13 protein-coding genes are annotated in these 13,455 nt (G+C 70.6%); 9 read left to right on the top strand and 4 right to left on the bottom strand.

The annotated features are described in order from the left end of the window. Positions 1-20: 20 nt before the first annotated feature. Genes gatC through gatB form a run of 4 tightly spaced genes read left to right on the top strand, consistent with a single transcriptional unit; the run spans position 21 to position 3,536 of the window. Positions 21-320: an Asp-tRNA(Asn)/Glu-tRNA(Gln) amidotransferase subunit GatC gene (gene gatC, locus ACSHT8_RS16230; RefSeq protein WP_436501852.1), complete on the top strand. Its 300-nt coding sequence runs from the start codon at positions 21-23 to the stop codon at positions 318-320. After that, positions 317-1,834: an Asp-tRNA(Asn)/Glu-tRNA(Gln) amidotransferase subunit GatA gene (gatA, locus tag ACSHT8_RS16225; protein WP_436501851.1), complete on the top strand. Its 1,518-nt coding sequence runs from the start codon at positions 317-319 to the stop codon at positions 1,832-1,834. Before gatC ends, gatA begins: the two co-directional genes overlap by 4 nt. Continuing rightward, positions 1,834-2,034, top strand: coding sequence for a hypothetical protein (locus ACSHT8_RS16220; protein ID WP_436501850.1), 201 nt, complete (start codon positions 1,834-1,836; stop codon positions 2,032-2,034). The genes gatA and ACSHT8_RS16220 overlap by 1 nt, the downstream gene beginning before the upstream one ends. Continuing rightward, entirely contained in the window at positions 2,031-3,536 is a 1,506-nt protein-coding gene (gatB, locus tag ACSHT8_RS16215; RefSeq protein ID WP_436501849.1) for an Asp-tRNA(Asn)/Glu-tRNA(Gln) amidotransferase subunit GatB, read from the top strand. Before ACSHT8_RS16220 ends, gatB begins: the two co-directional genes overlap by 4 nt. 40 nt (positions 3,537-3,576) lie before the next feature. On the opposite strand, the gene ACSHT8_RS16210 is transcribed toward gatB, so the two are convergent. Together ACSHT8_RS16210 and ACSHT8_RS16205 are read right to left on the bottom strand one after the other, a co-directional pair. Then, positions 3,577-4,752, bottom strand: a complete 1,176-nt coding sequence (locus tag ACSHT8_RS16210; protein WP_436501848.1) for a PQQ-dependent sugar dehydrogenase — start codon at positions 4,750-4,752, stop codon at positions 3,577-3,579. A gap of 11 nt (positions 4,753-4,763) precedes the next feature. After that, complete coding sequence (locus tag ACSHT8_RS16205) at positions 4,764-5,666, bottom strand: alpha/beta fold hydrolase (RefSeq protein WP_436501847.1); 903 nt, start codon at positions 5,664-5,666, stop codon at positions 4,764-4,766. 46 nt (positions 5,667-5,712) lie between these two features. On the opposite strand from ACSHT8_RS16205, the gene ACSHT8_RS16200 reads away from it, so the two are divergent. Together ACSHT8_RS16200 and ACSHT8_RS16195 are read left to right on the top strand one after the other, a co-directional pair. Beyond that, a complete protein-coding gene (locus ACSHT8_RS16200; protein WP_436501846.1) occupies positions 5,713-6,618 on the top strand; it encodes a 2-hydroxyacid dehydrogenase in 906 nt (301 codons plus the stop codon). A gap of 46 nt (positions 6,619-6,664) precedes the next feature. Next, positions 6,665-7,297 carry a DoxX family protein gene (locus tag ACSHT8_RS16195; protein WP_436501845.1) on the top strand — a complete coding sequence of 211 codons (633 nt, stop codon included), beginning with the start codon at positions 6,665-6,667 and terminating at the stop codon, positions 7,295-7,297. 59 nt (positions 7,298-7,356) lie between these two features. On the opposite strand, the gene ilvD is transcribed toward ACSHT8_RS16195, so the two are convergent. Beyond that, a complete protein-coding gene (gene ilvD / locus ACSHT8_RS16190) occupies positions 7,357-9,201 on the bottom strand; it encodes a dihydroxy-acid dehydratase (RefSeq protein WP_436501844.1) in 1,845 nt (614 codons plus the stop codon). 86 nt (positions 9,202-9,287) lie between these two features. Continuing rightward, positions 9,288-9,743 (bottom strand): PH domain-containing protein, encoded by a 456-nt coding sequence (locus tag ACSHT8_RS16185; RefSeq protein ID WP_436501843.1) that lies wholly within the window; start codon positions 9,741-9,743, stop codon positions 9,288-9,290. Between the two features lie 292 nt (positions 9,744-10,035). Here ACSHT8_RS16185 and ACSHT8_RS16180 point away from each other — a divergent pair, with 292 nt between their 5' ends. Genes ACSHT8_RS16180 through ilvC form a run of 3 tightly spaced genes read left to right on the top strand, consistent with a single transcriptional unit; the run spans position 10,036 to position 13,428 of the window. Further along, positions 10,036-11,871: an acetolactate synthase large subunit gene (locus ACSHT8_RS16180; protein ID WP_436501842.1), complete on the top strand. Its 1,836-nt coding sequence runs from the start codon at positions 10,036-10,038 to the stop codon at positions 11,869-11,871. Positions 11,872-11,874: 3 nt separating this feature from the next. After that, positions 11,875-12,381: an acetolactate synthase small subunit gene (gene ilvN / locus ACSHT8_RS16175; RefSeq protein WP_436501841.1), complete on the top strand. Its 507-nt coding sequence runs from the start codon at positions 11,875-11,877 to the stop codon at positions 12,379-12,381. Positions 12,382-12,414: 33 nt separating this feature from the next. Beyond that, complete coding sequence (ilvC, locus tag ACSHT8_RS16170) at positions 12,415-13,428, top strand: ketol-acid reductoisomerase (RefSeq protein ID WP_436501840.1); 1,014 nt, start codon at positions 12,415-12,417, stop codon at positions 13,426-13,428. Positions 13,429-13,455 lie beyond the last annotated feature (27 nt).

Raw genomic sequence — 13,455 nt, 5'->3', positions numbered from 1 at the left:
CACCCCCGGGGGTTCGTCGAGTGCCAAGCATCTCCCGTGACGAGGTAGCCCACCTCGCCAGACTGGCCAGGTTGGCCGTCACCGAAGAAGAGCTCGACCTGTTCGCGGGCCAGCTCGACCAGATCGTGCAGGCCGTGGCCAAGGTCGGCGACGTCGCTGACCAGGACATTCCGCCCACGTCGCACTCGGTGCCGTTGACCAACGTGTTCCGCCGTGACGTCGTGCGCCCCGGACTCACCCAGCAGCAGGCACTCGACTCGGCGCCCGCCGCCGAGGACGGCCGCTTCCGTGTGCCGCGCATCCTCGGGGAGGAAGCATGACCGACCTCACTCGCCTGACCGCCGCCGAGCTGGCCGCGAAGATCCAGGCCAAGGACGTCTCCGCCGTCGAGGTCACCCAGGCCCACCTCGACCGCATCGCCGCGGTCGACGGTGCCATCCACGCGTTCCTGCACGTCGACACCGAGCGGGCGCTCAACGCCGCCAAGGCCGTCGACGAGGACATCGCCGCGGGCAACCCGGCCGCGTCGCCGCTGGCGGGTGTGCCGCTGGCGCTCAAGGACGTGCTGACCATGCGCGGCGCGCCCACCACGTGCGGCTCGAAGATCCTTGAGGGCTGGCAGCCGCCGTACGACGCGACCGTCACGCTGAAGCTCCTCGAAGCGGGCGTGGTGATCCTCGGCAAGACCAACATGGACGAGTTCGCGATGGGCTCCTCCACCGAGAACTCCGCCTACGGCGTCACCCGCAACCCGTGGGACCTCGACCGCATCCCCGGCGGCTCCGGCGGCGGCTCGTCGGCCGCCCTGGCCGCCTTCGAGGCGCCCCTGGCCATCGGCACCGACACCGGCGGCTCCATCCGCCAGCCCGGCTCCGTGACCGGCACCGTGGGCGTCAAGCCCACCTACGGCACCGTCTCGCGCTACGGCCTGGTGGCCTTCTCGTCGTCGCTCGACCAGGCCGGGCCGTGTGCCCGCACGGTCCTCGACGCGGCGCTGCTCCACGAGGTCATCGGCGGCCACGACCCGCTGGACTCCACCTCGATCGACGCACCGCTGCCGCCGGTCGTCGCCGCGGCCCGTGAGGGCGCCAACGGCGACCTCAGCGGTGTCCGGGTCGGCGTGGTCACCCAGTTCGCCGGCGATGGCTACCAGCCGGGTGTCCTGGCCTCCTTCGAGGCCGCGGTCGCCCAGCTCAAGGAGCTCGGCGCCGAGATCGTCGAGGTGTCCTGCCCGAGCTTCGACCTCGCGCTGCCCGCGTACTACCTGATCGCGCCCAGCGAGGCGTCGTCGAACCTGGCCCGGTTCGACGCGATGCGCTACGGCCTGCGGGTGGGCGACGACGCCGCCCGCAGCGCCGAGGAGGTCATGTCGCTGACCCGCGAGGCGGGCTTCGGCGCTGAGGTGAAGCGCCGGATCATGCTCGGCACCTACGCGCTGTCGAGCGGCTATTACGACGCCTACTACGGCTCGGCGCAGAAGGTCCGCACGCTCATCACCCGCGACTTCGCCGCCGCGTTCGAGCAGGTCGACGTGCTGGTCTCGCCGACGACGCCGACCACGGCGTTCCGCATCGGCGAGCGCGCGAACGACCCGATGGCGATGTACAAGGCCGACCTGTGCACGATCCCGTCGAACCTGGCGGGCAACGCGGCCCTGAGTGTCCCGAGTGGACTGTCCGACGACGACGGCCTGCCGGTGGGGCTGCAGATCATGTCCCCGGCGCTGCAGGACCACCGCGGCTACCGCGTCGCGGCCGCCTACGAGGCCGCCCGCAACGCCGCGCAGGGTGGTCCGCTGATCAACCGGGTTCCCCAGCTGGAGGTGGCGCACTGATGGCAGGCACGAAGAATCTCAAAGGCGCGTTCGGCATCGTCGGTGCCGCGACCGGTGCCATCGGTGCGGTGACCAGCCTGAAGAAGGCCCGCGCGAACAACGACAAGCTGCTGCTGGCCAACGCCGTCGCGGGCATCCTGGTCGCCCTGACCAGCGTCCTCATCGGCGTCCGCGCGCTGCGGAAGGGCGATGCCAAGTGACCGCCACCGTGGAACTGATGGACTACGAAGAGGTCATCGAGCGCTTCAACCCGGTGCTGGGCCTGGAAGTGCACGTCGAGCTGAACACGCACACGAAGATGTTCTGCGGCTGCGCGAACACCTTCGGCGGCGAGCCGAACACCCAGGTCTGCCCGGTGTGCCTCGGCCTGCCGGGCGCGCTGCCGGTGCTGAACGCGACCGGCGTCGAGTCGGCCATCCGCATCGGCCTCGCGCTCAACTGTGAGATCGCGGAGTGGTGCCGGTTCGCGCGGAAGAACTACTTCTACCCGGACATGCCGAAGAACTTCCAGACCTCCCAGTACGACGAGCCGATCGCCTTCAACGGCTACCTCGATGTCACGCTGGACGACGGCGAGGTCGTGCGCGTGGAGATCGAGCGCGCGCACATGGAGGAGGACACCGGCAAGTCGCTGCACGTCGGCGGCGCGACCGGCCGCATCCACGGCGCCGAGCACTCGCTGCTCGACTACAACCGCGCCGGCGTGCCGCTGATCGAGATCGTCACCAAGACGATCGAGGGCACCGGCGCCCGCGCGCCCGAGGTGGCCCGCGCCTACGTCAGCACCCTGCGCGACCTGCTCAAGGCGCTCGACGTGTCCGACGTGCGGATGGACCAGGGTTCCCTGCGCTGCGACGCGAACGTGTCGCTGATGGCCAAGGACGCCACCGAGTTCGGCACCCGCACCGAGACCAAGAACGTCAACTCGCTGCGCAGCGTCGAGCGCGCGGTGCGCCATGAGATGACGCGGCAGGCCGCGATCCTGGTGCAGGGCGGCTCGATCCTGCAGGAGACCCGGCACTTCGAGGAGGCGTCGGGCACCACCCGCGCCGGTCGCCGCAAGGAGACCTCGGAGGACTACCGGTACTTCCCGGAGCCCGACCTCGTCCCGATCGCGCCGTCGCGCGAGTGGGTGGAGGAGCTGCGGCAGACCCTGCCGGAGCCGCCCGCCGAGCGGCGCAAGCGCGTGCAGGCCGAGTGGCAGCTGTCGGACCTGGAGATGCGCGACCTGGTCAACGCGGGCGCGATCGACCTGATCACGGCCACCGTCGAGGCAGGCGCCCCGTCGGGCGAGGCCCGGTCGTGGTGGGTGTCGTACCTGAGCCAGCAGGCCAACAACCAGGGCGTCGAGCTGGGCGCGCTGGCGATCAGCCCGGCCCAGGTCGCCAAGGTGATCGCCCTGGTCGCCGACGGTTCGCTGACCAACAAGCTCGCGCGTGAGGTCGTCGATGGCGTCCTCGCGGGTGAAGGCGAGCCGGAGCAGGTCGTCGAGCAGCGCGGCCTCAAGGTCGTCTCGGACGACTCGGCCCTCTACGCCGCGATCGACGAGGCACTGGCCGCCCAGCCGGACGTCGCCGACAAGATCCGCGACGGCAAGGTGGCCGCCGCGGGCGCCATCGTCGGCGCGGTCATGAAGGCCACCAAGGGCCAGGCCGACGCCAAGCGCGTCCGCGAACTGATCCTGGAGCGCTGCGGCGCCTGAGTGACGTGACGGCCCGCCCCCGCTCAGGGGCGGGCCGTTTCTAATCGATCCCCGAGCCGCCGCCCGCGGCCTCGACGACGATCACGACCGCGCGGTCGTCGGAGGACACGGGCTTGCCGCCGTCCTTGTTGACCGTGCCGCCGACGGCGAGCTGTTCGGTCATCAGGTCGAGGCCGTCGACGCGGCCGAAGCCCTCGGCCTCGGCCATGACGATCTGCGGTTTGCCGGTGAACGTGCCGTCGGGGGCTTGGGCCAGGTTCTGCAGGTGGCCCGCCTTCGACATCGACACCCACAGCGTCCTGGCGGGGGAGACGCAGCCGGAGATACCCGGTTTGTCCGGCCATGTCCACGCCGGGGCGCCCAGCGGCTTGCCGTAGTCGACCTTGTAGAGCACGTCGGCGGCGGCGGTGCGGTCGGTCACCCAGGTCTTGGACCCGTCGAGTGAGCTGCACAGGCCGCCAGGCGCGGTGAGTCCGCTGGCCACCACGGCCGACGACGGGGTGGGGTTGTCCTCGGCGGGCTTGCCAGCCGAGTTGATGCGCAGGATCTTGCCCGCCTGGGACTTCGGGTCGGCCGCCGCGGCCGGGTTGCCCGCGTCGCCGGTGGCGATGAGCAGGGCGCCGCGGTGGTCGTTGGCCAAGGCGCCGCGGTTGCCGGTCGCGCCGCGGGGGATGCCGGTGAGCACGGGCTTCGGGGTGTCGTTGGGGGCGATGCGGACGAGGCGGTTGTCCGTGGGCGTGGTGATGTAGGCGAAGACGAGCTGGTCCTCGGCGTACGTCGGGGACAGGGCCAGGCCGGTGAGACCGCCGTCGGTCGAGGCGTCGACGGGGACGGTGGCCACCACGGTCGGCGTCGCGCCCTTGCGGACCAGCAGGATCCGGCCGGTCTTGCGCTCGCCGACCAGGGCGGTCGGGTTCGAGCCGTCACCGGGCAGCGCGGCGACCGCGACGAGCGTGTCGAGGCAGGTGGCCAGGACCGCGGGGTGGAAGTCGGTGCAGCCGTCGGGCGGCGGGATCGGCTCGTTCGGGTCGCGGTTGGGCACGTCGACCTGGCCGCCACCTTGGCCGCCGCCCGCGTCCGGCTCCGGGGCGGCCTGCGGGGTGAGCGGGACCTGCGGCTGCCAGCTGCCCGGGGGCGGCTGCTCCTCGAACGTCGCGCACGAAGTCAGCAGGGCGGCTGCCACACACGTGACGGCGAACGCGCGACGACCCGACATGAGAGCCAAGGCTAGGAGGACGTCCGTGAATCTCCGGTGAGCGGCAAGTCGGCCGCGACCCGGTCCAGCAGCCTGGTCAGCTCGTCGACGATCGTCTTCGGGTCTTCCAGGGGCAGGAAATGGCTGGTCGGGACCACTTTGATCCGGGCTTGCGGCAGGACTGCGGCGGCCCGCGCGGTGAAGCGCGGGTCGGCGAGCAGGTCGTAGCGGGCGCCGAGGACGGTGACCGGGCAGGTGATGCCGGTCAGGTCGCGGTTGGGTACGCCGGACAGGGCCAGCGCCAGCGTCAGGTACCAGCGCCAGTCGTGGTGCAGGAACCGGCGCAGCGCGCGCACGACGTCGCCGGTGTCGGCGCTCGGGAGCATGAAACCGCTGTGCCGCAGCGCGGACGCGGTCAGCCGGTTCACCGGCACGCGGTGCAGCACGGCGTCGATCACCGGACCCGCCGCGCGCAGGCCCCGCACGACGGTGCGCGCGATCGGGCGGCGCACCGCCACGGGGACGCCGGGCACGCCGAGCATGGCGCCGAACAGGTCGCCGGGCACACCCGCGGCCAGCATCAGCCCCGACACGCGCTCGGGATACCGGGTGGCCAGCTCCGTGGCGACCATCACACCCATCGACCAGCCCATGACCACGCACCGCTCGACCCCGGCGGCGTCCATGACCGCGACGGCGTCGGCGACGTGGTCGTCCAGGGTGATCCGGCTCGGGTCGGTCGGCCGCTCGGAGCCCATGGTGCCGCGGTGGTACCAGCTGACCACCCGCACGCCGGAGGACGGCAGCAGCAGCGCGGGCCACGCCTCGGGGATGGTGCCGAGGCCGGGGCACAGCAGCACGACCGGCCCGTCGGACTCGGTGTGCCAGCCGCGGAGGCGGGTTCCGTCGGCGCTGGTGAGGTCGTGTTCACGCATCGGGACAAAGTGTGCCCGAATTTCTGTCCGACATAGTGTGTTCCGCGTGACGGTGACAGTTCTTGTTCCAGATGAGCACGGCGTTGCGGCACTGGCCGGGGTCGAGGGGATCCGGGTGCTGACGCACTCGCCCGAGGTGCCGCCGGAGGGGCTCGACGCGCAGGTGCTCATCCCCGATTTCCTCGGCGGCTCGGCGATCGCGCTCATCGAGAAGCTGCCTGACCTGCGGCTGGTGCAGCTGCTGACCACGGGCGCCGATTCGTGGGTGGGCAAGCTGCCGCCGCACGTCATGCTGTCGACCGGGCGCGGCGCGCACGGCGGGAGCACCGCCGAGTGGGTGGTCGGGGCGCTGCTGGCGATCTACCGCGAGCTGATCGACTTCGACATCGCGCGGCGGGACGGCCGGTGGACCCAGCACATCACCGACACCTTGCAGGACAAGCGCGTCCTGGTGATCGGCGCGGGGGACCTGGGGCAGCAGCTGCACCGCAGGCTCGACGCGTTCGACGCGCACACGACGCTGGTCGGCACTCGCGCGCGGGACGGCGTGCACGGGATCGATGAGGTCGCCCGTCTGCTGCCGGACCACGACGCGGTAGTGCTGATGGTGCCGCTGACCCCGGCCACCACCGGGTTGGTCGACGCGGCTTTCCTCGCCCACATGCGCGACGGCGCGATCCTGGTCAACGCCGCACGCGGTCCCGTTGTGGACACCGACGCGCTGCTCGCCGAACTGGTGTCCGGCAGGCTGCGCGCGGCGCTGGATGTGACCGACCCCGAACCGCTCCCGGCGGGACATCCACTGTGGACCGCGCCGAACGTGCTGATCACCCCGCACGTCGCCGGAAGCTGCGGCGGACACCGGGATCGCGCCTATCGGGTGGCGGCGGCGGAGATTTCCCGGTTCATCAATGGGGAAAACCCTCGTAATCTGGTAACCGGACTCTATTAACCGCGTCTACACAGCAGGTACTTGACTGATCGCCTAGTCTGCGGCGGTGAGTATCGATGACGGCCGCTCGACGGGCGGCAACGTAGACAGCGGATATTTCACGCCGTCCGAGCAGCGCTACGCCGGATCCGGCTACGACGACGCGACGACCACCCTGACCACCGAGGACGACGTCGCCGTCCGCGAGCCGCACCGGTGGCACTTCGGGGCCGACCTGGGCCTGCTCGTCCTGCGGGTCACGCTCGGGGCGCTGGTGGTGGGCCACGGGCTGCAGAAGATCTTCGGGATCATGCAGGGACCGGGAATCGACGGCTTCGCCAAGTTCCTTGGGTCGCTGGGATTCCAGCAGACGACGTTGCTGGCCTGGGTCACCGGTGTGACCGAGCTGGTCTCGGGGTCGCTGTTGATCCTGGGGCTGTTCACCCCCGCCGCCGCGGCTGGGGTCCTGGGCGTGGTGGCCAACGCGATCTGGGTGAAACTGGACGTCAAGGAGTTCGTCGGCGCGGTGGAGCTGGAGACGCTCTACGCCGCGGGCGCCTTCGCCTTGCTGTTCGCGGGCGCGGGGAAGATCTCGCTGGACCGGAACACGCCGTGGTTCCGCCGGGCGCCCGCGTTCGGGTTCATTTTCTTGCTGTTGGCCGCCGGGCTTTCGGCGGTCACGCTCGTGGTTCTTCGCTAGGACCCACAAACCAAACGAGGGGCGCATCCGCAGCGGATGCGCCCCTCCTTTGTGTCTGTCTAGCGCGACGGGTCGCGGACGGCGCCGGTGGAGGCGTCGGTGGCCATGCGGGCGTAGGCGCGCAAAGCCGCGGTGACCGGGCGGACCCGGTCGACCGGCTGCCACGGACGCTCACTGGCCTCCATCTTCGCGCGGCGTTCGGCCAGGACCTCCGGGGCCACCAGGAGCTCCAAGGTCCGAGCGTGCACGTCGATCCGGATCTGGTCGCCGTCGTGGACCAGGGCGATGGTGCCGCCGCCCGCGGCCTCCGGGGAGACGTGGCCGATGGACAACCCGCTCGAACCGCCCGAGAAGCGGCCGTCGGTGATGAGCGCGCACTTCTTGCCCAGGCCCGCGCCCTTGAGGAACGCAGTCGGGTGCAGCATCTCCTGCATTCCCGGACCGCCCGCCGGGCCTTCGTAGCGCACGACCAGCACGTCACCCGGCTGGATCTGCTTGCCGAGGATGACCGACACCGCCTGCTCCTGGCTCTCCACGACCCGGGCCGGGCCCTGGAAGGTGAACAGGTCCTCATCGATGCCCGCGGCCTTGATGACGGCGCCGCGTTCGGCCAGGTTGCCGTGGAGGACGGCCAGGCCGCCGTCGACGGTGTAGGCGTGGGCGACGTCGCGGATGCAGCCGCCCGCCGCGTCGGTGTCCAAAGAGGACCAGCGGTTCGAGGTGGAGAACGCCTTGGTGGTGCGGACTCCACCCGGGGCGGCGTGGAACAGCTCCACCGCGGCCTCGGACGGCGACTCGGCGCGGATGTCCCATTCGGACAGCCACTGCTCCAGCGACGGGCTGTGCACCGACCACACGTCGGTGTTGAGCAGGCCGCCGCGGTAGAGCTCGCCGAGGATGGCGGGGATTCCGCCCGCCCGGTGGACGTCTTCCATGTGGTAGTCGGAGTTCGGGGAGACCTTCGACAGGCACGGCACGCGGCGGGAGATGGCGTCGATGTCGGCCAGGGTGAAGCCGATCTCGCCTTCCTGGGCGGCGGCGAGGATGTGCAGGACCGTGTTGGTTGAGCCGCCCATGGCCATGTCCAGCGCCATCGCGTTCTCGAACGCCTTGCGGTTGGCGATCGAGCGCGGCAGGACCGAGTCGTCGTCCTCGCCGTACCAGCGCTTGCACAGCTCGACCACGGTCGTCCCCGCGCGGGAGAACAGGTCGCGGCGGGCGGAGTGGGTGGCCAGTGTCGAGCCGTTGCCCGGCAGGGCCAGGCCCAGGGCCTCGGTGAGGCAGTTCATCGAGTTCGCGGTGAACATGCCCGAACACGAGCCGCACGTGGGACACGCGGAGCGCTCGACCTCGGTCAGACCGGCGTCGTCGACCTCCTGGCTGGCCGACGCCGAGATCGCGGTGATCAGGTCGGTGGGGGCCTGGGCGACACCGCCGACCACGACGGCCTTGCCCGCCTCCATCGGTCCACCTGAGACGAACACGACCGGGATGTTGAGCCGCAGGGCGGCGTTGAGCATGCCCGGGGTGATCTTGTCGCAGTTGGAGATGCACACCAGGGCGTCGGCCTGGTGGGCGTTGACCATGTACTCCACCGAGTCGGCGATGATCTCGCGCGACGGCAGGGAGTAGAGCATCCCGCTGTGGCCCATGGCGATGCCGTCGTCGACGGCGATCGTGTGGAACTCCCGTGCCACGCCGCCCGCGGCGGTGATCGCCTCGGCCACGATGTCGCCGAGGTCGCGCAGGTGCACGTGGCCCGGCACGAACTGGGTGTAGGAGTTGGCGATGGCGACGATGGGCTTGCCGAAGTCGCTGTCGGTCATGCCGGTGGCCCGCCAGAGCGCGCGGGCTCCGGCGGCGTTGCGGCCGTGGGTCGTGGTGCGGGAGCGCAGCGCGGGCACGGCTCCTCCAGTTTTCTGTCGCTATCGACTACTCGGACACGGGCGCGGGATGGGCGCCTTGCGAAATGGGAGCGGTGCCGTCCAGGTTACTCCGCGTCGGCGGGGGCGTCGGCGGGCTGGTCGGCGACGTCACTCGGGGTCTCAGCGGTCGGGACCGGCTCGGTCGGGTCGTCCAGCCTGCCCCGGCTGACCAGGGACAACGCGGGCAGGTGGCGAACCCGCACCGACGGGAGCCCGACCTCGGTGTCGTCGGACCGCACCGCCCTCACGCCCGCCCGCTTGGTCAGGCGCAGGCCCTTGAGCGAGTCCCACGGCAGCGCGACGCGGCCGAAGAGCCTGCGCACGACGAGACCGTCGGCGTCGGCCGTGGTGCGGACGCGGATCACCCAGACGATGATGGCCACCGGGATCACCAGGAGCAGCGCGAACACCGGACCGGCGAACACCACCGGCGTCGCGCACACGGCCAGGAGTAGGGCCGCGAGGATCGCCACGCCCGGGATACGGAACACGAGGCGGGAAGGAATCTGCTGCTCGGACACGGTTCAATGGTGCACCCAGGCCCAGCGGCGCCGGTGCGCGGGGCGGTGGGTGCCGTCCAGTATCCGGGATCACTTTCCCGCAGAGTTGACGCCCTAGTCCGAACGCATTAGCGTCCTAACCGTGCCCTCACAGTCCATTCTCGTACTTCCGCCGCGCGTTCGACGCTGACGGGAGCCAGCACGCATCGAACGCGCGGACCCTCGTACGACCATGCCGGTCGACGGGGGCTTTTTTGTGCCCGGACCAGCTTCCCGCAGACCCGATGACCTTCTACCCACGAGGCAGAAACCGATGACCAGCGCCACCTCGCGGCCCACACCGGCCGCAGCGACCCCTGGGGCGGGACCGCAGTCCGCCCGCCCCAAGCCAGCGCCGCCGTCAGGAACCCCCATTCGGGTGACCGGTGCGCAGTCTCTTGTCCGGTCGCTCGAGGCGGTAGGCGTCGAGATCGTCTTCGGCATCCCCGGCGGCACCATCCTCCCCGCGTACGACCCGCTGCTCGACTCGACGAAGGTGCGCCACGTCCTGGTGCGCCACGAGCAGGGCGCGGGCCACGCGGCCACCGGCTACGCGCAGGCCACCGGCAAGGTCGGCGTCTGCATGGCCACCTCCGGCCCCGGCGCGACCAACCTGGTCACCCCGCTGGCCGACGCGAACATGGACTCCGTGCCGCTGGTGGCCATCACCGGCCAGCAGACGCGCGCGCTCATCGGCACCGACGCCTTCCAGGAAGCCGACATCTGCGGCATCACCCTGCCGATCACCAAGCACAACTTCCTGGTCACCGACCCGGCCGACATCCCGCGCACGATCGCCGAGGCGTTCCACCTCGCCAAGACCGGACGCCCCGGCCCGGTGCTGGTCGACATCCCGAAGGACGTCCTGCAGGAGCAGACGTCCTTCATCTGGCCGCCCGAGCTGCGCCTGCCCGGCTACCGCCCGACCACGCGCCCGCACGGCAAGCAGGTCCGCGAGGCCGCCAAGCTCATCAGCCAGGCCAAGCGCCCGGTGCTCTACGTCGGCGGCGGCGTCATCAAGGCGCAGGCGTCGGCGGAGCTGCTGGAGCTGGCCGAGCTGACCGGCATCCCCGTCGTCACGACGCTGATGGCCCGCGGCGCGTTCCCCGACTCGCACAAGCAGCACCTGGGCATGCCCGGCATGCACGGCACCGTCCCCGCGGTCGGCGCCATGCAGCGCTCCGACCTGCTGGTCGCCCTCGGCGCCCGGTTCGACGACCGGGTCACCGGCCAGCTGTCGTCGTTCGCGCCGGAGGCGGCCATCGTGCACGCCGACATCGACCCGGCCGAGATCTCCAAGAACCGCCGCGCCGACGTGCCGATCGTGGGTGACTGCAAGGAGATCCTGATCGAGCTGATCGCCGCGGTGAAGGCCGAGCGCGCCCTGGGCACCGCCGACCTGACCGAGTGGTGGAAGCAGCTCGACGAGTGGCGCGAGACCTACCCGCTGGGCTACGAGTGGCCAGAGGACGGCACGCTGTCGCCGCAGTACGTCATCGAGCGCATCGGCGAGATCGCCGGTCCCGACGCGATCTACACCGCGGGCGTCGGCCAGCACCAGATGTGGGCCGCCCAGCACATCCGCTACGAGAAGCCGGGCACCTGGCTCAACTCCGGCGGCCTGGGCACCATGGGCTACGCGGTCCCGGCCGCCATGGGCGCCAAGTTCGGCAAGCCGGACACCGTCGTGTGGGCCATCGACGGCGACGGCTGCTTCCAGATGACCAACCAGGAACTGGCCACCTGCGCCATCGAGGGCGCGCCGATCAAGGTCGCGGTCATCAACAACGGCAACCTCGGCATGGTCCGGCAGTGGCAGAACCTCTTCTACTCCGAGCGCTACTCCCAGACCGACCTCGGCACGCACAAGTACCGCATCCCCGACTTCACCCTCCTGGCTGAGGCGCTCGGCTGCGCCGGTCTGCGCTGCGAGACCAAGGAAGAGGTCGACGCGGTCATCCAGCGCGCCATGGAGATCAACGACCGGCCCGTCGTCATCGACTTCGTCGTCGGCAAGGACGCCCAGGTGTGGCCCATGGTCGCCGCGGGCACCGGCAACGACGAGATCATGGCCGTGCGCGGCATCCGGCCCCTGTTCGATGAGGACTGAGCCATGACAACCCACACTCTGAGCGTCCTGGTCGAGAACAAGCCGGGTGTCCTGGCGCGCGTCGCGGGACTGTTCTCCCGGCGCGGGTTCAACATCGAGTCCCTCGCCGTCGGCCCGACCGAGCACCCGGACGTGTCCCGGATGACGATCGTGGTCGCCGTCGACGAGCTGCCGCTGGAGCAGGTCACCAAGCAGCTCAACAAGCTCGTCAACGTCATCAAGATCGTGGAGCTGGAGCCGTCCGTCGCCGTGCGGCGCGAGCTGCTGCTGGTCAAGGTGCGCGCCGACGCGACAGTGCGCAGCCAGGTCCTCGAGACCGTGCACCTGTTCAGGGCCAAGGTCGTCGACGTCTCCCCGGAGGCGCTGACCATCGAGGCGACCGGCAACTCCGACAAGCTCGAGGCGCTGCTGCGCATGCTCGAGCCCTACGGGGTGCGCGAGATGGTCCAGTCGGGCATGGTCGCCATCGGCCGTGGTCCGCGCTCTATCACGGCAACCGCCGTCCGCTGAGTTTGTAGTTCCCAGGAAGGAAGAACCACCAGCATGTCCGTCGAGATCTTCTACGACGCCGACGCCGACCTGAGCATCATCCAGGGTCGCAAGGTCGCGGTCATCGGTTACGGCAGCCAGGGCCACGCCCACGCGCTGAGCCTGCGGGACTCCGGGGTCGACGTCCGCATCGGACTCCCCGAGGGGTCGAAGTCGCGTGCCAAGGCCGAGGAGCAGGGCCTGCGGGTGCTCACCCCGGCCGAGGCCTCCAAGGAGGCCGACCTGATCATGCTGCTGGCCCCCGACACCAAGCAGCGCTTCATCTACACCGACGACATCGAGCCCAACCTCAAGGACGGCGACGCGCTGTTCTTCGGCCACGGCTTCAACATCCGCTACGACCTGATCAAGCCCCCGGCGAACATCGACGTGGCCATGGTCGCGCCGAAGGGCCCGGGCCACCTGGTCCGCCGCCAGTTCATCGACGGCAAGGGCGTCCCGGCGCTCATCGCCGTCGAGCAGGACGCCACCGGCGGCGCGCAGGCGCTGGCCCTGTCCTACGCCGCGGCCATCGGCGGCGCGCGCGCGGGCGTCATCAAGACGACGTTCACCGAGGAGACCGAGACCGACCTGTTCGGCGAGCAGGCCGTGCTGTGCGGCGGCGCGTCCGCGCTGGTCCAGACCGGTTTCGAGGTGCTCACCGAGGCCGGTTACGCCCCGGAGATCGCCTACTTCGAGGTGCTGCACGAGCTGAAGCTGATCGTCGACCTCATGTACGAGGGCGGCATCGCCCGCCAGCGCTACTCGGTGTCCGACACCGCCGAGTACGGCGACCTGACCCGCGGCCCGCGCGTCATCACGCCCGCGGTCAAGGCGGAGATGAAGAAGATCCTGGGCGAGATCCAGGACGGCACCTTCGCCCGCGAGTGGGTGGCCGAGGACGAGAACGGCCGCGAGAACTACCGCAAGCTGCAGGAGCAGGGTGAGCAGCACCCGATCGAGGAGACCGGGCGCAAGCTGCGCGGCCTGATGTCCTGGGTCGACCGGCCGATCACCGAAACCGCGTGATCTCAGGGGGCCCGCTTCACACACGGC

Source organism: Actinokineospora sp. HUAS TT18 (assembly GCF_051364635.1).
In the GTDB taxonomy this organism is placed as follows: domain Bacteria; phylum Actinomycetota; class Actinomycetes; order Mycobacteriales; family Pseudonocardiaceae; genus Actinokineospora.
Note: the sequence above shows the minus strand (reverse complement) of the source record. Positions and strands in the feature narration are given on the sequence as shown.

Coding starts and splice junctions, on each gene's coding strand:
- gatA (WP_436501851.1), top strand. CDS start 317: ATGACCGACCTCACTCGCCTGACCGCCGCCGAGCTGGCCGCGAAGATC.
- ACSHT8_RS16220 (WP_436501850.1), top strand. CDS start 1,834: ATGGCAGGCACGAAGAATCTCAAAGGCGCGTTCGGCATCGTCGGTGCC.
- ACSHT8_RS16210 (WP_436501848.1), bottom strand. CDS start 4,752: ATGTCGGGTCGTCGCGCGTTCGCCGTCACGTGTGTGGCAGCCGCCCTG.
- ACSHT8_RS16205 (WP_436501847.1), bottom strand. CDS start 5,666: ATGCGTGAACACGACCTCACCAGCGCCGACGGAACCCGCCTCCGCGGC.
- ACSHT8_RS16180 (WP_436501842.1), top strand. CDS start 10,036: ATGACCAGCGCCACCTCGCGGCCCACACCGGCCGCAGCGACCCCTGGG.
- ilvN (WP_436501841.1), top strand. CDS start 11,875: ATGACAACCCACACTCTGAGCGTCCTGGTCGAGAACAAGCCGGGTGTC.
- ilvC (WP_436501840.1), top strand. CDS start 12,415: ATGTCCGTCGAGATCTTCTACGACGCCGACGCCGACCTGAGCATCATC.